At 65.8% G+C, this 20,737-nt stretch carries 18 protein-coding genes and 1 pseudogene; 15 read left to right on the plus strand and 4 right to left on the minus strand.

Annotated elements, in window-relative coordinates; all coding sequences use genetic code 11:
* Positions 1-445 precede the first annotated feature (445 nt).
* The 7 genes and pseudogenes from ACLMAL_RS22760 to ACLMAL_RS22790 all read left to right on the plus strand — a co-directional run bounded on the left by ACLMAL_RS22760 (position 446) and on the right by ACLMAL_RS22790 (position 6,645).
* Complete coding sequence (locus ACLMAL_RS22760; RefSeq protein WP_412000918.1) at positions 446-1,060, plus strand: hypothetical protein; 615 nt, start codon at positions 446-448, stop codon at positions 1,058-1,060.
* Between the two features lie 251 nt (positions 1,061-1,311).
* Positions 1,312-1,617 (plus strand): annotated as a pseudogene (locus tag ACLMAL_RS22765) (SfnB family sulfur acquisition oxidoreductase); the annotation flags it as partial.
* Positions 1,618-1,663: 46 nt separating this feature from the next.
* Positions 1,664-2,173, plus strand: a complete 510-nt coding sequence (locus tag ACLMAL_RS22770) for an NADPH-dependent FMN reductase (protein ID WP_412000919.1) — start codon at positions 1,664-1,666, stop codon at positions 2,171-2,173.
* Entirely contained in the window at positions 2,166-2,687 is a 522-nt protein-coding gene (locus ACLMAL_RS22775; protein ID WP_412000920.1) for a flavin reductase family protein, read from the plus strand. Before ACLMAL_RS22770 ends, ACLMAL_RS22775 begins: the two co-directional genes overlap by 8 nt.
* Positions 2,688-3,170: 483 nt before the next feature.
* A complete protein-coding gene (locus ACLMAL_RS22780; RefSeq protein ID WP_412000921.1) occupies positions 3,171-3,359 on the plus strand; it encodes a hypothetical protein in 189 nt (62 codons plus the stop codon).
* 3 nt (positions 3,360-3,362) lie between these two features.
* Positions 3,363-4,301 (plus strand): magnesium transporter CorA family protein, encoded by a 939-nt coding sequence (locus ACLMAL_RS22785; RefSeq protein ID WP_412000922.1) that lies wholly within the window; start codon positions 3,363-3,365, stop codon positions 4,299-4,301.
* A gap of 1,027 nt (positions 4,302-5,328) precedes the next feature.
* Positions 5,329-6,645: a YhgE/Pip domain-containing protein gene (locus ACLMAL_RS22790; protein ID WP_412000923.1), complete on the plus strand. Its 1,317-nt coding sequence runs from the start codon at positions 5,329-5,331 to the stop codon at positions 6,643-6,645.
* 9 nt (positions 6,646-6,654) lie between these two features.
* Here ACLMAL_RS22790 and ACLMAL_RS22795 read toward each other — a convergent pair whose 3' ends face one another.
* Positions 6,655-7,653, minus strand: a complete 999-nt coding sequence (locus ACLMAL_RS22795; RefSeq protein WP_412000924.1) for an NAD-dependent epimerase/dehydratase family protein — start codon at positions 7,651-7,653, stop codon at positions 6,655-6,657.
* 105 nt (positions 7,654-7,758) lie between these two features.
* On the opposite strand from ACLMAL_RS22795, the gene ACLMAL_RS22800 reads away from it, so the two are divergent.
* The 4 genes from ACLMAL_RS22800 (at position 7,759) to ACLMAL_RS22815 (ending at position 11,820) form a co-directional block, all read left to right on the plus strand.
* Positions 7,759-8,415, plus strand: coding sequence for a TetR/AcrR family transcriptional regulator (locus ACLMAL_RS22800; RefSeq protein WP_412000925.1), 657 nt, complete (start codon positions 7,759-7,761; stop codon positions 8,413-8,415).
* The gene (locus ACLMAL_RS22805) at positions 8,396-10,006 is read left to right on the plus strand and encodes an MDR family MFS transporter (RefSeq protein ID WP_412000926.1); all 1,611 of its coding nucleotides are present in this window, start codon (positions 8,396-8,398) and stop codon (positions 10,004-10,006) included. Before ACLMAL_RS22800 ends, ACLMAL_RS22805 begins: the two co-directional genes overlap by 20 nt.
* A 207-nt stretch (positions 10,007-10,213) precedes the next feature.
* Positions 10,214-10,582, plus strand: coding sequence for a nuclear transport factor 2 family protein (locus ACLMAL_RS22810; protein ID WP_412000927.1), 369 nt, complete (start codon positions 10,214-10,216; stop codon positions 10,580-10,582).
* A 335-nt stretch (positions 10,583-10,917) separates the two neighbouring features.
* Complete coding sequence (locus ACLMAL_RS22815; protein ID WP_412000928.1) at positions 10,918-11,820, plus strand: S1C family serine protease; 903 nt, start codon at positions 10,918-10,920, stop codon at positions 11,818-11,820.
* A 23-nt stretch (positions 11,821-11,843) separates the two neighbouring features.
* On the opposite strand, the gene ACLMAL_RS22820 is transcribed toward ACLMAL_RS22815, so the two are convergent.
* Complete coding sequence (locus tag ACLMAL_RS22820; RefSeq protein ID WP_412000929.1) at positions 11,844-12,536, minus strand: TVP38/TMEM64 family protein; 693 nt, start codon at positions 12,534-12,536, stop codon at positions 11,844-11,846.
* A 182-nt stretch (positions 12,537-12,718) separates the two neighbouring features.
* Here ACLMAL_RS22820 and ACLMAL_RS22825 point away from each other — a divergent pair, with 182 nt between their 5' ends.
* Genes ACLMAL_RS22825 through meaB form a run of 3 tightly spaced genes read left to right on the plus strand, consistent with a single transcriptional unit; the run spans position 12,719 to position 17,852 of the window.
* On the plus strand, positions 12,719-14,575 hold the full coding sequence (locus ACLMAL_RS22825) for a methylmalonyl-CoA mutase family protein (RefSeq protein ID WP_412000930.1): 1,857 nt from the start codon (positions 12,719-12,721) through the stop codon (positions 14,573-14,575).
* Positions 14,575-16,854 (plus strand): methylmalonyl-CoA mutase, encoded by a 2,280-nt coding sequence (scpA, locus tag ACLMAL_RS22830; RefSeq protein ID WP_412000931.1) that lies wholly within the window; start codon positions 14,575-14,577, stop codon positions 16,852-16,854. Before ACLMAL_RS22825 ends, scpA begins: the two co-directional genes overlap by 1 nt.
* Positions 16,851-17,852 (plus strand): methylmalonyl Co-A mutase-associated GTPase MeaB, encoded by a 1,002-nt coding sequence (gene meaB / locus ACLMAL_RS22835; protein ID WP_412000932.1) that lies wholly within the window; start codon positions 16,851-16,853, stop codon positions 17,850-17,852. The genes scpA and meaB overlap by 4 nt, the downstream gene beginning before the upstream one ends.
* A gap of 149 nt (positions 17,853-18,001) precedes the next feature.
* Here the strand turns inward: meaB and ACLMAL_RS22840 are convergent, their stop codons facing one another.
* Positions 18,002-18,946, minus strand: coding sequence for an FAD-dependent oxidoreductase (locus ACLMAL_RS22840; RefSeq protein ID WP_412000933.1), 945 nt, complete (start codon positions 18,944-18,946; stop codon positions 18,002-18,004).
* Positions 18,947-19,010: 64 nt separating this feature from the next.
* Positions 19,011-19,616: a helix-turn-helix domain-containing protein gene (locus ACLMAL_RS22845; RefSeq protein ID WP_412000934.1), complete on the minus strand. Its 606-nt coding sequence runs from the start codon at positions 19,614-19,616 to the stop codon at positions 19,011-19,013.
* A 93-nt stretch (positions 19,617-19,709) separates the two neighbouring features.
* On the opposite strand from ACLMAL_RS22845, the gene ACLMAL_RS22850 reads away from it, so the two are divergent.
* Positions 19,710-20,711: an NAD(P)/FAD-dependent oxidoreductase gene (locus ACLMAL_RS22850; protein WP_412000996.1), complete on the plus strand. Its 1,002-nt coding sequence runs from the start codon at positions 19,710-19,712 to the stop codon at positions 20,709-20,711.
* Positions 20,712-20,737 lie beyond the last annotated feature (26 nt).

Raw genomic sequence — 20,737 nt, forward strand, 5'->3', positions numbered from 1 at the left:
TGTGTCGACTGGTGGTGGGTCCGATGTGCCTGTGTCGGGTGTGGTGAGTGCTGGTGTTGGGCCTGTCGTACCGAGTGTCGATGCTGGAGCTGTGTCTGCGTTTGGTGTGTCGACTGGTGGTGGGTCCGATGTGCCTGTGTCGGGTGTGGTGAGTGCTGGTGTTGGGCCTGTCGTACCGAGTGTCGATGCTGGAGCTGTGTCTGCGTTTGGTGTGTCGACTGGTGGTGGGTCCGACGTGTCTGCGCCGCGCCTGCCGAGCCCTGATGCCGGAGTCCGGCATGCGCTCGACCTACCGAATACTGATGCCACTGACGTGTCTGCGCCCCCTAAGCCGAGCACCGGCGCGACCGTTGTGCCCGCGCCACGGCGTCGTTGGCGGGCCAGATCTCGTCACCACGATTCCGTGATATCGCGACGACCGACCAGCGCCGGGACCGATGACGCGATGCGAATCGCCCGCGAGATGGCGGCTAAACACGATCTGGAGATCATCGGGTTCGACACGGCCGGCATCTCTGAACCCACCATTCGCGAAATCGCGGTTGCTGTCGACGACATGCTTGCGAAATATCCGATTCCACTGCGCGGCATCGAGATCACCGAAACGCATGACGGCACGCCGTCACGCCTGGTGCGGGAGCAAGTTTCTGAGGGGGAGCAACCGGGGCCCCCAGCGAACTGGATCGTCCTCGACAGGGTCTCCGTCGCGAATCCGATCCGTGCGGCCGGGGCGGTGGCCTCGGCAACCCGGACTCGCGCCGATCGGCACGATTACGACGAGCGGCCGGTGTACGTGACGATCGTTCGCGAATTCGGTCGAGCACTCGATACCGCCGGCAATTTCCGTGCGCACCAAGAAGCGCAGCGAACACTGATCACCGAGAGTTTGCGTGGTGGAGGAAGTTTCGGTCACGGCTTGCTCGACCCCGGCACGGCATTGGTCGAAGGGTTCACCGAGGTCGTGTTGCGGGGAGAAAAGGCAGGAGGGGTGGCGACAGCGCTGCATGGAGCGCTGGTGCAAATGGCAAAGGCCATCTCCGTCGACCCCGATGAACCGTAACCATTGCATTCGAAAACTCGGAATTCCAGTTCACCCATTGATTCTCGGTGATCGCAATATTGCGAAGTCTGTGCAGGCCGAGCTTCTCGAACACCCTGGCCACCGCCGGACCGATCCGCCGGGACACCGATCCGATCGCAAAGATTCAAACCCTCGTGCCGACCGGATAACGGTGCTGGAGTAGAAGGAGCGCCGGGTGCTCGGCCGTGCCCGGCCTCCGATCGACGGGTTCCCCCGACAACATTGGAGCAGCAGCTATGACCACTGTCGATGCCGCGACCGACGGTGTGTCGGGCGGCGATGCACCCGAAGTGGTGGCGCACGCGTCGCTCGCGGTCGCCACGGCCGATGTGCTGTCCGACCGAGCCGCCAACGAAGTGTCGGCTGCGCTGTTCGAGGTGGGTGGAACACGCAGCGTCGCAACGGATCTGAATCTGCACCACTTCTGGCGCAATGCGCGCACGCACACGCTGCACGACCCGATTCGGTGGAAGTACCAGCACATCGGCCGAGCATTGCTGCACGACAAGCCACCACCGCTGCACGGGGTGATCTGACCCCAACCATCAGCCGAAAGTGCCAGAGCGAGACAAGGATACGAAAGTGACAGTGACGGTCGTCGTCGGAAACCCCAAACCCGCCTCTCGAACCCTGACCGCGGCCGCCCTCGTCGCGAAGAGGCTGCGCCCGGACACCGAGCCCGTGGTGATCGACCTCGTCTCCTTCGGTGCGGGCCTGCTGTCGTGGGGCGACCCCGCGGTCGCCGCGGCGGTACGCGCCGTCGCGGCCTCGGAGCTGGTCGTGTTCGCCAGCCCCACCTTCAAGGCCACCTACACCGGCCTGCTGAAGCTGTTCCTCGAACAATTCGACGGCGGCACCGGACTAGCCGATGTCGTCGCTGTCCCGGTCATGCTTGGCGCAGGTCCCGTCCATGCGCTGGCGCCGGATCTGCTGCTGAAGCCGGTACTCGTCGAACTCGGCGCGACAGCGGCCCTGCCAGGCCTCTACCTCTCGGACCGCACATTCCAGGAAGACGGTGTGATCGAGCGCTACGCCGATCGGTGGCGTGCCGTCGCGCAGGCACTAGGCACAAGGACCGCGAATCATGCATGACCTCTTCGAGTTTCCCGCCGACGGCGCGGGCCTGCGCCGCGCCTTCGCCAGCTTCCCCAGCGGCGTGGTCGCGGTATGCGCCGAGATAGATGGCGTCCGGCACGGCCTGGCAGTGAGCACCTTCGTCCCTGTCTCGCTCGACCCGCCCCTGGTTTCGTTCTGCGTGCAGAACAGTTCGGCGACCTGGCCGAAGCTGAGCCGCGCGACCCACCTCGGCCTGAGCCTGCTCGGCACCCATCAGGAAGACGCGGCCCGAGCACTGAGCACCCGCAATGGCAATCGCTTCCACAATGTCGACCTCTACCGTGGCGCTACCGACGCGATTTTCGTCGACGGCGCCTCCGCCTGGATCGAAGGCGTCGTCGAGGTCCAGGTGCCCGCGGGCGACCACGCCGTAGTTCTGCTCCGCATCAACCGCCTCGCCGCCCCCGGCGAGGTCGACCCACTTGTCTTCCACGGCAGCAAGTTCCGCACGCTGCATCCGCACAACGAAGTCAGCGAGATAGCCGGCTGACAGACAGGATCCCCTGATACTCCGAGAACGCCGAAAACAGACCCATGGGTACGACACTCGCATTGTGCGGCCGGGGATTCTGTCGCGCTGGTGAACACTTGCGCAACTGATTGACGGACACGCATGTTCGGGTTTCTAATGAATGGTGGCGCAATTCGTGCGCCGGGATCAACCACACGAAGCGGGGTGAGCGGCAGATGCCGGATGACAGTATCGACGTTTACAGCCGGGCTGCTCTCGCGAAACGGGTTGTGCCCGCTCGTCGTTGACCTGTGCGCGTCGTCCGTGGCCGCGAGTCGTCGGCAGCGACACACATCCAGCAAACCTCTCGACCCGACAGGCCGGTGCCTCGGACCTTCCGAGCGCCCGGTCTATTGCGTTCGGTACGGCCTGGCGAATCTCGCTGTGGTCGGCCGATACCCGGGTGCGGCTCGATGCTGCGCGCAGCCACATCAAGACGACGGCAAGTATTGGAGCCCTACCATGGCTACCCTGTTCGACAAGGTCGAACCACCACATCGCGCACCGAATCTGGAGCGCCAGGCGATCTGGTTCACGATCGGCCTCTATCTGCTGATCAGTGCGGCCCTGCTGACGATGCACTATGTGCATGTGCAACAGTCGGTCGGCGCGTCGTCGGTCTCACCCGCACACTCCTCCTACGGTCAGTAGCCGATGACAACGACCGCCGCGGCCGTGCTCACCGACCGATTCGACACCGAAGTTCTACAGCAGCACTGGATTCCACTCTCCGCCACCGACTCCGACACCGCGGCGGTGCTGCGGGAGCGGCTCGGTGTCGATTTCGCGACGGCGAGGAATCGAGTATGGGAGACGGACGATTTCGTCTACTTGCCGGTCGTCGTCAACCACAAACGTGGCGAAACCATCGAACGCGACACGATCATGTTCGCCCTCGGCAGCGACTTCCTGGTGACGTTGCAACCGGACGGTCCCTTCACCCTGTTCGATAAGGCCGTCGCCAAGATGCGCCGCAATCCGGCGCTTACCGGCTCCCCGCACGGCGTGATGTACGCGCTGCTATGGGCGCTGAACGAGGAATCGGAGCGGGTGATCCACTACGCAAGCGACGCACTCGAAGCGATGAACGACGACATCGAAATGGCCACCAACGGCTACGACCGCCGCGGCCGCGAGATCGGCGTTGCGGACATGCGCGGCACTATGTCCCGGATGAACGCGGCCGAGCAGATTGTCTCGCGCGTCCAGGAGACCCAACTGCAACTGGCCCGCGCTGCCCGCCACCTGATGGCCGACACGCGTGTCGGCGACCTCGAAAGCTTGATCGCCATCCTGATCGCCGATATGGACGGCGTAAAGCAACACGCGGGTTTCGAGCACGACAAGGTGCGCTATCTGCAACAGTCGGTGATGACCTGGCTGGATGTGAAGCAGAATCAGATCGTCAAGGTGTTCACGATCATTACCGCCGTCTTTCTGCCGCCGACGCTGATCGCGACGTTCTACGGCATGAATTTCACCTGGATGCCGGAACTGGAATGGCAGCACGGCCTCCTGGCCACCACAGTGATGACCCTGGTGGCGGCGGTGATTCCGTTGGTCTATATCAAACGGAAGGGATGGTTGCGCTGAACGTTCAGCTCGTGATGACGCCGAACCATGCGGAGGCGGCGATGAGGATCAGCGCGATCCCGATGGCAGCGTGAGTGGTGTAGGCGTGACGCACGGCGACCCCTTCAGGAGAAGTTGAAGCGCTCGGTGTGGACATTCCCAGGGACTCCCACGGCAGATATGTATGCGGATGTTGCGATCGCTGACAACACGCTACTTTTCCGCGCACGCAGCGGGGCGTATTTCGCGCGCGGTGTCGTCGCGGAATCGAAGAATTGTTATCCGTTCGCAGCTGGTGACGGGCGTCGGCTCGGCGTCACGATCGGGATCGGAAGTATGAGCGGTCGGGCGTGATGTGATCGGCGTCGACGAGGACGGCAAATGCGGCCGCTTTGCGGGCACAGCGACGAGTCCGGCAATTCATGTGCTGCTGCATCACCGTGTGCGCTTGGTCGATTGTGAGGGAGGTTTCGGGGGCGGTGTGGGCATTCGCCCGTACCGCGGGAATCGACGATTTGTTATCACGACGAGGACTTTTGTCTCGGCGAGGCGGCGGCGAAGATGGCAGGAAAATGAGCGGTCGATGGAGCAGGGACGGGTGCCAAACGACTACGGTTGCGAACGTAGTCACGACAGTGACCAGGGAAATGTGGAGTGGGGTCATCGAATCGACCGCCTGTCTTGCGGGTGACAAAAACCAGACCGGGTAGCAGGACACCGGGTGGGAGTGCATCGCACTCGGCCGCGGTATCACTGTTGCCAGCACCTGCTCGGTACCGACCGAGACTCCAGCAGGGCCGATCAGTGTGTACGACCAAGAGAGCCGATTGTGTTTGTCAGGCTATGACAGCGTCTGCGCTGCCGCTCTTGTGGAGCGGCCGGCATCCTCGCAGCGTACGCGGATACCAGCCATTGATATGACAATTTGGATATTCCGTTCACAATTGTGTAACCGCCAGGACAACAGACTGTCGGTCGTGCAGTCATCGGTAAGGGGGACTCGAAGGGTAGGCAGGCACCGGTGGCCGGCACGGATTACGGTTCGCCCATGACTACTGACGAGCCTGCCGATCGACCTGTCCGCCACCTGCGGCTGCGGGGCTGGATCGCCCCGATCGCCGTGGTCACGCTGCTCATGGCGCTGTTGGCGACGATGTATCTCGCGTACGTGGTCAATCCCACGAAGAACCTGCACGATTTCCCGGTCGCGCTCGTCAATCAGGACGACGGCGACGTCCTCGGTGACAAGCCGGCCAACGTGGGCAACCAGATCACCGAGGCACTGGTCGCGAACCTGCCATCCGACAAGATCGACCTGCATGTCGTCGGATTCGCCGAAGCCCAGCGGCAGCTACGGCAGGGGCATGCTTACGGCGCCATCGTCATACCCAGTGATTTCACCAAACGGCTGGCAATTCTCGGCGCCGCCGGTGTCGTGCCGGGAGCCGTCGAGCAGCCCGTGATCACCGTGCACACGAACCCGCGCGCCGGCAGCTTCGCCACCGCGGTCATGCAGCGCATTGCCGACGAAGCATTGAGCCGGGTCGACGAAACAGTCGGCAAGCAGCTCATCAATACCGTGCACGCCAAGTTGCAGCCGAGTCCAGGCACGCCCGGGACCGAGCTTGCGGGCGCCAGCCAACTGATGCTCGCCCATCCGATCGAGGTGGTGGTCGCGCCGTATCGTCCGCTGCCCGACGGCACCGGACAGGGTCTGTCCGCGTTCTTCTACACGCTGCTGGTCTTGCTCGCGGGCTTCACCGGCGCGATGACGATCCACTCGATGACCGATTCCGCATTGGGATTCGCGCCGACCGAATACGGGCCGTGGTATGTGCACTATCCGTCGGCCCCGATATCCCGGTTCCGAACCCTGCTGCTGAAGTGGGCGATCCTGGCCATCACCGCACCCATTGTCTCGGCACTTTTCCTCGGCGTCGCCACGCTGTTGGATGTGCCGCTGGACCACCCGTTGGCCCTGTTCCTCTACTGCGTGCTCGCGATTATGGCCGTCGGCGTCACCGCGCTGTCGGTGCTCGCCGCTTTCGGCACCGCGGGCCTGCTGGTCAACCTCATCTTGTTCATCGTCCTGGGCCTGCCGTCTTCCGGTGGCACCGTCCCCATCGAAGCCACACCGGAATACTTCGCCTGGCTGGCTACTTTCGAGCCGATGCACCAGGTCTTCCTCGGCGTCCGGTCGATTCTGTACTTCAACGCCAACGGTGCGGCCGGGTTGTACCGAGGCACCGGGATGGCGATGCTCGGCTTGGCCATCGGGCTGTTGGGGGGCGCTGTGGTCACGCGCTTCTACGACCGAAAGGGGTTGCAGCGCAAACCTGCTATGGCCGCACAGTCCGGTCGTTGACGGACTCCCTCACGAGCCGCCCGCGGCCTCGGCGTAGTACGGCGATAGTCGGAGCATCGCGCGTTCGGCGAACGGGCGACTCAGCGGCATCAAGTGGCGCTTCCAGCCGAGTGTCGCGGCGATATCGGCGGTGATGGTGTCGAAGTCGCAGCGCTGATACCAGAGCATCCGCTGGCTCGCCTCGGTGTCGAGCCAGTCGGTGGCGTAGGTCTTGTCGCTGAACGCCGACTCCGGCAACATCCGCAGCCCCAACGCACGGAGGACACCGGCGACGTACTGTCGGTAGGTGACCTGGCACGCGGTGCCGCCGCCGATAAACATCGTTGTGCCCCAGACCAGTTCGGTCTCCAATGCGTTGGCCATGGCCAACGCGGCGTCTGCGGGGTGGAGCACCTCGATCCGGTTGTCGAGGCCGATCTCGAACATGATCGGCTCTGCCCTGCGCACGCCGATGATCGGCACGTCGGCGAAACGCGGGATGAACCAGGTCAGTCCGCTGCGCCGCACCAGCGCCTCGCCCTCGATCTTGTGTCGGCTGTAGGCATCGGTGGCCCGTAGCGGATCCTCGACGTGGCGCGGCGGCGGCTTGTCCAGCGTGCGACCGTGCACGTCGAAGGTAGACGCGAAGATCAGCCGGGGCGATTTCGACTGTGCGCGGCAGGCGGCGATCACGTTGGCGGTGCCCTCGACATTGACCTGCCTGGCGTACTCGGGATCGTCATCGCTGGCCGGTGGAATCACTGCCGCGAAATGCAGCACCACCTCGACACCGGCCACCGCATCGGCGACCGCGTCCGCGTCACGGATGTCTACCCAGCGGACATCGGTGACGGACACGAATCGCGCCGCACGTCGCTCGTCCGCGGGCGTGCGCGCGGCCAAGCAACGGACCTCATGTTTGCGCCGCAGCAGCTCGGCGAGCACATGTGAGCCGATATTGCCGAACGCTCCGGTGAGCAACAGTTTCACTACCGCACCACATTCTCGCGGGACTGTCTTTCCTGCCACGGTATCTGCTCCGACCTGTCGATGGCCGCTCGCGGCATGGTCGGTTGCCTGTCGGATCAATATTGCAGTTTGTGAAATATTGCAGATCATGCTAAATTCTCTGACATGTCTCAGGCGAAGCGCGACGCGCCACCGATGGGTCTGCGCGAGCAGAAGAAGCGCAGGACCCTCCTCGACCTCAGCCTCGCCGCGCGGCGTTTGGCGGTCGAGCATGGGCTCGACGCGACGACCGTCGATGGCATTGCGAAGGCGGTCGGGGTCTCGCCGCGCACGTTCTTCAACTACTACGAGACGAAGATGGACGCGGTGGTCGGCCCGGTCGGCGAGATCGGCACACCGGAACTGCGGGAGCAGTTCATCGCGGGCGGTCCGACCGGCGTCCTCATCGACGATCTCACCTGGCTGTTCGCCTGGGGATTCGAGCCGGAAAGCGAAGTGCGCGAAGGAATCTCGTTGGTGACAGAGATCATCAAGACCGAGCCGAGGGTGTTAGCGGCCTTCGTCGCCTCCGGTGTCCGGCTGGAGGCCGCCATCGGCGAACTTCTGACGGCGCGGATGGGTGCTGCGGCAACACCCGAATTCGCCGCGCTCACAGCGGGACTCGTGACGACCATCACCTCCAGGGCGGTGATGTCCTTGGCTGATGACCCAACCGGGTCACTGGCGACTGCAATACGCGATCACTGTGCAATGGCTGCTCGGTTGTTCGACCAGCCGGCCGGCTCGAAAAGGAGACATGTCGATGACCACGACGGCTGCTGATTCGCCGCCTACCCCCATTGTCCTGACCCAGAAGCGGATCTGGCTGATCTTCTCCGCGCTGATCGCGGGGATGTTCCTGGCCAGCCTCGATCAGATGATCGTCGGCACCGCGATGCCGACCATCGTCGGCGATCTGGGCGGCATCTCCCACATGGCCTGGACCGCCACGTCGTATCTGCTCGCCACCACCATCGTGATGCCGATCTACGGCAAATTCGGCGATATGTTCGGCAGGCGTTGGCTTTTTCTGTTCGCGATCACAGCGTTCACCGCCGCCTCGATCGGTGCGGCCGCCTCGACGGGCTTCTGGGAGTTCATCGTTTTCCGCGGGCTGCAGGGTGTCGGTGGTGGCGGCCTGATGATCCTGGCGCAGGCCATCATCGCGGATGTCGTGCCTGCCAAGGATCGTGGCAAGTACATGGCTCCGATGGGCGCTGTGTTCGGCATCACTTCGGTCGCGGGCCCGCTGCTCGGCGGCCTCTTCGCCGACCATATCGACTGGCGCTGGTGCTTCTGGATCAACGTGCCGATCGGAATCGCGGCGCTGGTCATCGCATTCCGCTATCTGAACATCCCCAGCCACCGGCCCGAAAGCCGGCCCGACTATCTCGGTGTCGTGTTGATGTCGTCGGCGACCACGCTGCTGATCCTGATCACCGATTGGGGTGGCAAGCAGTACGCCTGGGGTTCGACGGTGATCGTGACGATGATGGCCGCGCTCGTGGTCGTGGTCGCTGCGTTCGTGATGGTGGAGGCGCGCGCCGAGGAGCCGATGCTGCCGCTATGGCTGTTCCGTAACCGGACCTTCGTGCTGACCTCGGTGATCGGATTCCTGGTCGGTCTCGTGATGTTCGCGGCGCTCGCCTTCATCCCGACCTACCTGCAGATGGCTACCGGCGCCTCCGCGTCGGTCTCCGGCCTGCTGTTGATACCGATGATGGTCGGGCTGATGCTCACCCTGATGACGTCGATGGCCGCGATTACCAGGACCGGCCGATACCGGGCCTACCCGCCGCTGGGTGCGGCGCTGATCGCCCTCGACATGCTGTGGTTGACCCGCTTGGACGCGAATACCGCGATGTGGGTTGTTTCGGCGATGCTGTTCGTGATGGGCGCCGGACTCGGCTTGCTCATGCAGATCATCGTGCTCGTCGTACAGAATGCCGTGGCGCCCAATCAGATCGGCACCGCAACCAGTGCCAACAACTACTTCCGGGAAATGGGCGGGGCGCTCGGGGTAGCGATCTTCGGCTCCATCTTCACCAGTCGGCTGACCGCCGGCCTCACCGAGGTGTTCGTAGCGCACGGGCCGGAGGCGGCGGCGTCGAAACTCGATCCGGGCGCGCTGGTGCCGTCGGTGGTCAAGCACTTGCCGGACAACCTGCACGACGCGATCGTCGGTGCGTACGTCGACGCGCTCGTACCCGGCTTCTGGTACCTGATCCCCGGCGCGTTGCTCGCCTTGCTGCTCGCGTTGTTCATTCCGCACCTGAAACTCTCCGATGAGGCGGGCATGGTCGCCCGCGGCGAAGCGGTGATGGCGGAGGCCGACGATCGTGAGCCGGACCCGGAGCTGGTAGCCGAACGCTGAGATCACCTGCGCGACACCGCCATCGGATACGACAATGTCGTGCTCGATGGCGGTGTCTGCCAGTGTCTGCCGCACCTACCCGGGCGCGCGCTGAATCATTACCTCCGGCGTAATCGACTCGCCGACCGGAACCGGGCATGGTTGAGGCATCCGGTTCGAGCAATCGAACTGGAGGACCAAAACCGTTACGACAGAGGAGAATTCAGCATGTCGCAGTATGAGGATGCGGTGGGCCGGTATTTCACGGCGTGGAATGCCACCGACGACGAGGCACGCGCCGCGGCGGTCGCCGCCGCATGGACCGAGGACGGGTCCTACACCGATCCGCTTGCCGACGTCAGCGGGCATGGGGATCTGGCCGCGGCGATCGGGGGCGTGCAGCAGCAGTTCCCCGGTTTCGAGTTCCGTGTGGTCGGCGCTGTGGACGGGCATCATGACACCGCTCGGTTCTCGTGGGAGTTGGTCTCGGTGGCCGACGGGAGCGCGCCGGTCGCCGGGTCGGATGTGATCACGCTGGCACCGGACGGGCGCATTGTCGGTGTATACGGCTTCCTGGACCGTGTGCCGTCGGCGTAATCGGATCCCGATCCGCAGCACGAGGGCGCGGCGGAGTCACCCTGGCATCGACGATGACTTGCGCCATATGGTGCAAGCGCGGGCACAACGACACAGGGCCCGCCGCTGACCGCACCCCTGCTCGAGCGTGCCGAGCAGGGTTTCGCCGCGTGTTGCACGGATCGGCGTTGACCTCGTCCGGCGGCCCCGATTTGCGCCGGCGGCGAACAGGGTGCGCAATCGGCTGCGAAAGGCGCATCCTGGTGAGGGCAGGTTATGAGTCGGGCAGCAGGATGGGGGCCGTCGTGGACGACGAGTCGATTCGGTCCTCGGCAGAACGGGCGGAAAATGCTGCGATGGACGCCTATTCGCGGACAGTGATCGCGGTCGCGGCATCGGTGACGCCGCACGTGGCGAGCGTGCGGACGCGGCGGGGGTCCGGGTCGGCGGTGGTGTTCACCGACGACGGCTTCCTCTTGACCAACGCGCACGTAGTCGGCTCGGCCAGTAATGGCGAGGTGGTCTTCGCCGACGGAGTGGAATCGCGGATCGACGTTGTCGGCATCGATCCGCTGTCGGATCTCGCGGTGCTGCGGGCCCGTGGCGGAGCGCCCGGCGCGGTCGTTCTCGGCGACGCCGACAAGCTGGTCGTCGGCCAGCTGGTGGTTGCGGTAGGAAGTCCCCTGGGGTTGGCGGGCTCGGTCACCGCGGGCGTGATCAGTGCGCTCGGCCGTGCCGTGCCGGTCGCGTCGCGGCGGGCGGGGCGGGTGATCGAGGACGTGATCCAGACCGACGCCGCACTGAATCCCGGCAATTCCGGTGGTGCGCTGGCAGATTCGTCGGGTCGAGTGGTCGGGGTGAATACCGCGGTGGCGGGCGTCGGCCTCGGCCTTGCGATTCCGATCAACACGACGACCCGGCGCATCATCAGCACCTTGCTCAGCGAGGGGCGGGTGCGCCGGGCCTACCTCGGTCTGGTCGGGGTGCCCGCGCCGCTGCCGGCGAATGTCGCCGCGCGTACCGGGCAGCCTGCGGGCGTGCGCGTTGTGGAGGTGGTACGCGGCGGTCCCGCCGACCATGCCGGATTGCGCCGCGGTGATCTGGTGCTCAGCGTGGCGCGCTCGGAAGTGCGTGATGCGCAAGGCATTCAACGTCAACTGTTCGCCGAAGCGATCGGGGTCTCGTTACCGGTGACGGTGCTGCGCAACGGAGCGATGGTGGACGTGTTCGCGGTGCCGATCGAGCTGACCGTGGACTGACGCGCTGTGCCGTCGTCGGTGCCCTACTCGGACACCGAGACCTGCGTGGTGGCAGCCGCTGCGGGGGCGGATTCGTGGGTCTGCGGCCATCGCGCATCGATGACGAGGCCGACGATCCCGACGGCAATACAGACGGCCGACACCACGAACATGGCGGGATGGGTGCCGCCGGTGAGCGCGTCGCCGAGGATGACGGTGCCCACGGTGCCGGGCAGGATGCCGGCGACGGTGGCGACCAGGTAGGGCCAGAACCGGATCGAGGACAGCCCGCAGCAATAGTTGATCACGGAGAACGGTGCGAACGCGATCAGCCGCAGCGAACCGACGGCCAGCCAGCCGCGGCGTTCCAGACGATCGTCGATGGCGCGCACGGCCGGGTGGGTGAGGTGCGCAGCCACTCGGTCCCGATCGAGCGCGCGCACGAGCAGGATCGCCAGGGCGGCGCTGACGGTGGTGGCCGAGACCGCGAGCGCGATGCCGAGTGCGGGACCGAAGAGCACCCCGGCGCTCACCGTCAACACCGTGCGCGGCACCGGCGCTACGGTGACCAGTGCGTGCACCACGAAGAACAGCAGTGGAAAGAGCGGACCGACCGTGCTCGCCCATTGCTGCATCTGCTGCGGGCTCGGTAGCGGGACCAGCATCGCCGCGACGAATAGCACGCCGCTACCGACGAGCAGCGCGACGATACGCGGGTCACGGATCAATCTGGTCACCCGTGCGAGGTTACCGGTTGGTAGTGGCAGCCACGCTCAACCGACCGGATACCTCCCGCTAGCATCAAAGGAAACGGGACGAATGCTCGTTAACCTAAGTGCTCGCTGAGCTGGGCGAATACGACGGTATCGGGCGCACACAATGGGTGCGCCCGTAATCGAGTGGAAGAGGAAAAGCAGTTATGGCGATTGCTTCAGATCCGACGGCGGATCCGGTGCCCGAATACGCCGCATGGCGCAAGGGCGTGGCCGGGGTGCTGGCGAAGGCCCGCAAGATCGACCCCGCCGATCTTCCCGACGACCCCGAGCGGCTGCTCGCGGAAACCACCTACGACGGGCTGACGGTCAACCCGCTCTACACCCGCCGTGACGAGCGGCCCGAACAGCCGCTGCCCGGTGCCTTCCCGTTCGTGCGTGGCCGGGATGCGACCCGTGACGTGAACCGTGGCTGGTACGTGAGCGCCTACGTAGGCGCACACGATGCCGCGGCGGCGAACCGCGAGATCATGTTCGGTCTGGCGAATGGCATCAGCGCGGTGTGGCTCGGCGTCGCTGAGCGTGGCGTGCCGGTGGCCGAACTGCCCGCGGCCCTGTCGGGGATGCTGTTCGAGCTGGCTCCGCTGACGTTGGACGCCGGTGATGCGGCTACCGCCGCTGCCACGCAGATCTTCACTGTTCTCGATGGCTACGCGCTGTCCGCGCGCGCGGACATCCAGGTCGGACTCGGGGCGGCCCCGCTCACCAGCCGTTTCGCGTCGACCGCCGATGTCGACCTGGCCGAGGCGCTCGGCCTGGCCGGGCAGGCAATCGCTCGGGCCGAGACCGTCCGCGCAATCACCGTGGACGGCACCGTCTTCCACGATGCGGGCGCCTCGGACGCTCAGGAACTCGGCGCCGCGGTGGCAGCCGGTGTGGAGTATCTGCGTGCCCTCACCGAGACGCAGGACATCGCGGATGCGCTGGGTCAGCTCGAGTTCCGCTTCGCCGCGACCGACGACCAGTTCGCCACCATTGCGAAACTCCGTGCGGCCCGCCAGCTCTGGGCCCGTGTCGCGCATGTCTGCGGCGAGCCCGCCTTCGGTGGTGCGCCCCAGCATGCCGTGACCTCCGCGGCGATGATGACCCAGCGCGACCCGTGGGTGAATATGCTGCGCACCACGCTCGCGGCGTTCGGCGCGGGTGTCGGTGGTGCGGACACGGTGACGGTGCTGCCGTTCGATTCGGCCCTGCCCGCGGGCGAGCTCGGCGTCTCCAAGCCGTTCGCCGACCGCATGGCTCGCAACACGCAGCTGCTGTTGCTCGAGGAATCACGCATCGGTCATGTGCAGGATCCGGGCGCCGGTTCCTGGTACGTCGAAGATCTTACCGCCGCGCTCGCCGCGAAGGCGTGGGAGTTCATGCAGGAACTCGAGGCCGCGGGCGGCTACCGGACCGCGCTGGACTCCGGTCTGCTCGCCGAGCGGATCGCCGCGACAAGGGCGGCACGGGATTCCGATGTCGCGCACCGCAAGACCGCTGTCACCGGGGTGAACGAGTTCCCGAACCTGGCCGAGCAGCCGCTGTCGGAGGCCGCGCGTCAGGAATCGCCGATCGCCCGCTACGGAGCCAGGTTCGAGGCGCTGCGCAATCGCTCGGACGCTTACCTGGCGGCCGAGGGCTCCCGACCGCGTGCGCTGCTCGTGCCGCTCGGCTCGGTGGCCGAGCACAATGTGCGGGTCACCTTCATCGCCAACCTGCTGGCCTCCGGCGGCATCGAGTCGATCAATCCCGGTCCGCTGGCAGCAGACGGAATCGGTACGGCGGCAACGGATTCCGGTGCCACGATTGCGGTGCTGTGTGGTTCGGACAAGCGCTACGGCACCGATGCGGGCGCGGCGGTCGAGGCATTGCGTGCGGCCGGCGTCGAGACGGTGTTACTGGCAGGCTCGCAGCAGGCAGTCGCGGAACTGAGCGGCGCGCAGCGCCCGGACGGTTACCTCGCGGCCCGTATCGACGCGGTCGCTGCCCTATCCGGCCTGCTGGAGAAAGTAGGAGCCTGATGACCACTCGCGAAATCAAGCACGCGATCGGCAGTTTCGCCGATGTGCCGCTGGCCGAGCATCCCGCGGAACCCGCCGCGGTGGTCGCCCCGCAGGTCGATGCCTTCGTTCAGGGGGCGGCCGAGGCGAACAACTACGCCCCCGAGCAGCTGGTGTGGTCGACGCCGGAAGGCATCGAGGTACCACCGGTGTTCACCAAAGCCGATCGGGATGCCGTTGCGGCGGAAGGGTATCCGCTCGACAGCGTGCCTGGTATCGCACCGTTCCTACGCGGCCCGTACCCGACGATGTACGTCAACCAGCCTTGGACCATTCGGCAGTATGCAGGCTTCTCCACCGCCGCCGACTCGAATGCCTTCTACCGCCGCAACCTGCAGGCCGGGCAGAAGGGGTTGTCGGTCGCCTTCGACCTGGCGACCCACCGTGGCTACGACTCCGACCATCCACGCGTCCAGGGTGACGTCGGAATGGCGGGCGTCGCCATCGATTCCATCCTCGACATGCGTCAGCTGTTCGATCACATTCCGCTCGACCAGGTCAGCGTCTCGATGACCATGAACGGTGCGGTGCTGCCGATCCTCGCGCTGTATGTCGTGGCGGCGGAAGAACAGGGCGTGACACCGGAACAGCTGGCCGGAACCATTCAGAACGACATTCTGAAGGAGTTCATGGTCCGCAATACCTACATCTATCCACCCAAGCCCTCGATGCGGATCATCTCCGACATCTTCGCCTATACGAGCGCGAAGATGCCGAAGTTCAACTCGATCTCCATCTCCGGCTACCACATTCAGGAAGCGGGCGCGACCGCCGACCTGGAGTTGGCCTACACCCTCGCCGACGGTGTCGAGTACATCCGCGCCGGAATCGCGGCGGGCATGGAGGTCGACAAGTTCGCGCCGCGGCTGTCGTTCTTCTGGGCCATCGGCATGAACTTCTTCATGGAGGTCGCCAAGCTGCGGGCCGGACGTCTGCTGTGGAGCGAGCTGGTCGCGAAGTTCGAGCCGAAGAGCGCGAAATCGCTGTCGTTGCGCACCCATTCGCAGACCTCGGGCTGGTCGCTCACCGCGCAGGACGCCTACAACAATGTGGCGCGTACCTGCATCGAGGCGATGGCCGCGACCCAGGGGCACACTCAGTCGCTGCACACCAATGCCCTCGACGAGGCGCTCGCGCTGCCGACGGACTTCTCCGCCCGCATCGCACGCAACACCCAGCTGCTGATTCAGCAGGAGTCCAACACGACCCGGCCGATCGACCCGTGGGGCGGCTCGTACTACGTCGAGTGGCTCACCCATCAGCTGGCCAACCGGGCCCGTGCCCATATCGCCGAAGTGGAAGCACACGGCGGCATGGCGCAGGCCATCGGCGAGGGCATCCCGAAGCTGCGCATCGAGGAAGCCGCCGCCCGCACCCAGGCGCGTATCGACACCGGCCAGCAGCCGGTGATCGGTGTCAACAAGTACCAGGTCGAAGAGGACCAGCAGGTCGAGGTGCTCAAGGTCGAGAACTCGCGGGTGCGCGCCGAGCAGATCGAGAAGCTGCAACGGCTACGCGCCGAACGCGATTCGGCGGAGGTCCAGCGGGCGCTGGCCGAATTGACCCGTGCGGCAGCCTCCTCCGAGGGCGGCATGGAGAACAACCTGCTCGCGCTGGCCATCGACGCGGCGCGCGCCAAGGCCACCGTCGGCGAAATCTCCGACGCACTGGAGCAGGTGTACGGTCGCCACCAGGCCGAAATCCGTACGCTCTCTGGTGTGTACCGCGACGAGGCTGGGAAGGTGACCAACATCAGCAAGGCGATCGATCTGGTCGAGGAGTTCGCCGAGGCGGAAGGCCGTCGCCCCCGCATCCTGGTCGCGAAAATGGGCCAGGACGGGCACGACCGAGGTCAGAAGGTGATCGCAACGGCCTTCGCCGACCTCGGCTTCGACGTCGATGTGGGTCCGCTGTTCCAGACTCCGGAAGAGGTGGCGCAGCAGGCGGCCGACAACGACGTGCATGTGGTCGGTGTGTCCTCGCTCGCGGCAGGCCACCTCACGCTGGTGCCCGCCCTGCGGCAGGCACTGGCCGATGTCGGGCGGCCCGACATCATGGTCATCGTCGGCGGCGTCATCCCGCCCGGCGACTTCGACGAGCTGTACGAGGCAGGCGCGGCGGCCATCTTCCCGCCGGGCACCGTCATCGCCGACGCGGCGATCGGTCTGTTGAAGAAGCTCGCTACCGAGCTCGGACACGAGATCGGTAGCGGCGCTGTGGACTCCACCAGCGCCGAATGAGCAGACGCGTCATCGACGTCGACGCACTCGCCGAGGCGGTCCGCAACAACGAGCGGGCCGCCGTGGCGCGGGCGATCACGTTGGTCGAATCGACACGGGCCGATCATCGGGCCCTGGCGCAGCAACTGCTGCTGCTGCTGACTCCCGAGGCCGGCTCCGAGAACGTCGTGGTGTCGAATCGTGTCGGTATCACCGGTGTTCCGGGTGTCGGCAAGTCGACCTTCATCGACGCGCTCGGCATGGATCTGATCGGCAAGGGGCACCGCGTCGCGGTACTGGCGGTCGACCCGTCCTCCACCCGGACCGGCGGCTCCATCCTCGGCGACAAGACCCGCATGGCACGACTGTCGTTGGAGCGCAATGCCTATATCCGCCCGTCACCGACGGCGGGCACCCTCGGCGGCGTCGCCAAGGCGACGCGCGAAACCATCGTCCTGCTCGAAGCCGCAGGATACGACGTGATCCTGGTCGAGACCGTTGGCGTCGGCCAGTCCGAGGTGACGGTCGCCAATATGGTCGACGTCTTCTGCTTCCTGACCCTGGCCAGGACCGGAGATCAGTTGCAGGGCATCAAGAAAGGTGTCCTCGAACTCGCCGACCTGGTCGCGGTGAACAAAGCCGACGGCAAACACGAACTCGAAGCCAAGGCCGCCGCTCGCGAACTGGCGGGCGCGCTGCGCCTCATCCACCCGCACGACGCGCTGTGGCGCCCACCGGTTCTCACCATGAGTGGTCTGGAAGGCCATGGCCTGGACAAGTTCTGGGACACTGTCCTCGAACACCGCCGAGTTCTCACCGACGCAGGGGAATTCGACGAGAAGCGCCGCCGCCAGCAGATCGACTGGACCTGGACCATGGTTCATGACCAGTTGTTGCGCCGCCTCGCGGACAACCCGAACGTGAAAGCCATTCGGGCCCAAGTGGAGAAACAGGTCCGCGACGGCACTCTTACCGCAGCGCTGGCCGCCGAAGAGATACTCGACGCCTTCGACAGCTGAGGGTCGACGGGTCGGCACGTGCTCGGTCGCGTCCTAGGATACTGCCAGACGATCGGACAGCCGTACGACGAGGTGCGGTTCTCGATGGCGCTCGTGGCCGGGTGGGGTCGCCGTGGGTGCCCACAGTATTCCTCGCCGAGGATGTGTGGTCAGAGGCCGTCGACGATCGCCGCGACCTCGCGTGCGCAGCCGTAACCGATGGTGATGCCGGATCCGCCGTGACCGTAATTGTGGATCACGGGTGTTGGGGTAGAGCGGTCCAGCTCGAGTCGAACCTCGCCGCGGCCCGGCCGCAAGCCGACAAGCGTTTCGATCACCCGACTGTCGGCCAGTTGCGGGGCGAGATCGCGGCACCTGTCCAGGATCGACTGTGTCAGTGCGGGATTCGGAGTCAGGTCCCACTCGTCCGCATCGAGGGAGCCGCCGAGGATGCAGTCGTTTTCGCGCGGGTGGACGTACGCACGACCGAGTGGATGCGCTTCGTCGCGGACCGATACGGTCAGCCCGGGGTTGGTTACGCGAACGATTTGCCCGCGAATCGGATAGATGGTCGGATCGTCGACCAGTTCTCCTGCACGCAATCCGGCACAGTTGACCACGACGTCGGGTGCCAGGTCGGTGACATCATCGAGTCGGCGCACCAAGCGCCGGATCCACCGCGCCCCTGCCGCGCCGACTTCGTCGTGAAGATGCGGCAGAAACACGGGCATCTCGACGAGCGGAACGGCGAATCCGAACCCGAACCCATAGCCGGGCGGGAGCTCGTCGTTGTCGGCGGCGCGGAAGGCGCGCACGGTGCCCGACCAGATGGGCGTCGGGGGTTCGCTCCGATACAGCGCCAGCGATTCGCACATGCGTACCCCGGGCGTACCGGCGGCGGCGCGGGCTTCCAGATGAGCGAATGTCTGCATGCTCCACGCGCCGACACGCTCGGCCGGACCCGCCGCAGTCGGAAACCATACGGCCGCAGCAAGAAACGACGTCGTGGCGCTGATCGGTTCCGCGCTCACGACGGTGACCTCGTGCTCGGCGCGGAGCAGCTCGGCCGCTGTCGAGAGACCCGAGATCCCCGAACCGATGACGACGACATGCATCTGGCCGAGCCTACCGTTCGAGGCGGGTGCGGCACTGCCGTCGGTGCGAGGTGCGTGTCATTCGTCAGTCGGGCTGTTCGGCTCGGCGGGTTGCCTTCGGGCCGGCCCGAAGGTGTGCGCGTTCACCCTGCTTGCCGAACAGGCTGAGGAACTCGACAGGTTCGGCGTCGGCGGCGCCGAACCAGTGCGGTACGCGGGTGTCGAGTTCGGCCGCTTCGCCGGGTGTGAGTACCAGATCGTGTTCACCGAGGATTGCCCGCAGCCGTCCGTTGAGGACGTAGAGCCATTCGTAACCCTCGTGGGTCTGTGGGTCGGGCTCGATGCGGTGCCTGCCGCCGGGGATCACCAGCTTGTAGGCCTGGATGCCGCCTGCCCGGCGGGTCAGCGGCAGCATGGTCATGCCGTGGCGGGTGACCGGACGCAGGTGGATGCGGGGGTCGCCGGTGGGTGGCGCGTCGACGAGTTCGTCGAGCGTGACGCCGTGCGCTCTGGCCAAGGGCAGCAGGAGTTCGAGGGTCGGTCGCCTGCTGCCGGATTCCAGTCGGGACAAGGTGCTCACCGAGATGCCGGTCGCGGTCGACAGGTCGGCCAGGGTGATGTCGCGTTGCCGGCGTAATGCACGTAGCCGGGGGCCGACTGCGTCGAGTGCGTGATCGAGGTCGTCGTCCATGTCCTCCAGTTTGCCATATTGGCAAACAATCTTGCCGAAATCGTGTGTTGTTTCCCATGGTGGAACCGAGGAGGTGGTCATGGTGACCGTCGGCTGAGTGATGGCTATGACGTGGTGATTGTCGGCGGTGGCGCTGCGGGGTTGAGTGCAGCACTTATGCTCGCCCGAGCACGGCGGACGGTGGTGGCGATCGATGCGGGCACCCCGCGCAACGCACCGGCCGCGGGCGTGCACGGGCTGTTGGCGCGGGAGGGGATTGCGCCGGGCGAATTGTTGGAGCGCGGTCGGGCCGAGGTCCGCGGTTATGGCGGACATGTCGTCGCCGGAGAAGCCGGCGCGGTCGGCCGTGCGGCCGAGGGGTTCCTGGTGGCGCTGACCGACGGTAGGTCTGTGCGGGCGCGGCCGCTGGTGACCACCGGGCTGGTCGACGAGCTTCCCGACCTACCCGGCCTGCGTGAGCGGTGGGGCCGGGATGTGGTGCACTGTCACGGCTGGGAGGTCCGCGACCAGGCCATCGGTGTGCTTGCCTGCGGTCCGATGGCGGTGCATCAGGCCTTGCTGTTTCGTCAATGGAGCGCCGAGGTCACATTCTTCTCGCACACCATGCTGCCGCCGACCGGCTCGGAGGCCGAGCAACTTGCGGCCCGCGGCATCAGGGTGGTGCAGGGCGAGGTCGCCGCCTTGGAAGTCGTCGAGGACCGCCTCACGGGAGTGCGACTGAGCGACGGCACCGTGGTCCGTCGAACCGCGCTGGCGGTCCAATCGCGGATGGTTGCGCGGGTGGCCATGCTCGCCTCGCTCGGACTGCATCCGTCGCAGCATCCGTCGGGAATGGGTGAATTTCTGCCCGCCGACCCCACCGGCCGCACCGAAACGCCCGGGGTGTGGGTAGCAGGCAACGTCACCGACTTGACCGCCCAGGTGGGTGCCGCGGCGGCGGCAGGCGCGGCCACCACGGCCCAGATCAACGCCGACCTGGTCACCGAGGACACCAGACAAGCCGTTGCCGCATATCGGGCCCGGCAGGACTCGTTCTCGCCCGAATCCGAAGCACAACTCGGTGAACTGGTGATGGGCGACAGACGTCACGGCTGAGCATGGTTCTGCTGCGGTGCAATGGC

The organism is Nocardia sp. CWNU-33 (assembly GCF_046764895.1).
GTDB lineage: Bacteria > Actinomycetota > Actinomycetes > Mycobacteriales > Mycobacteriaceae > Nocardia.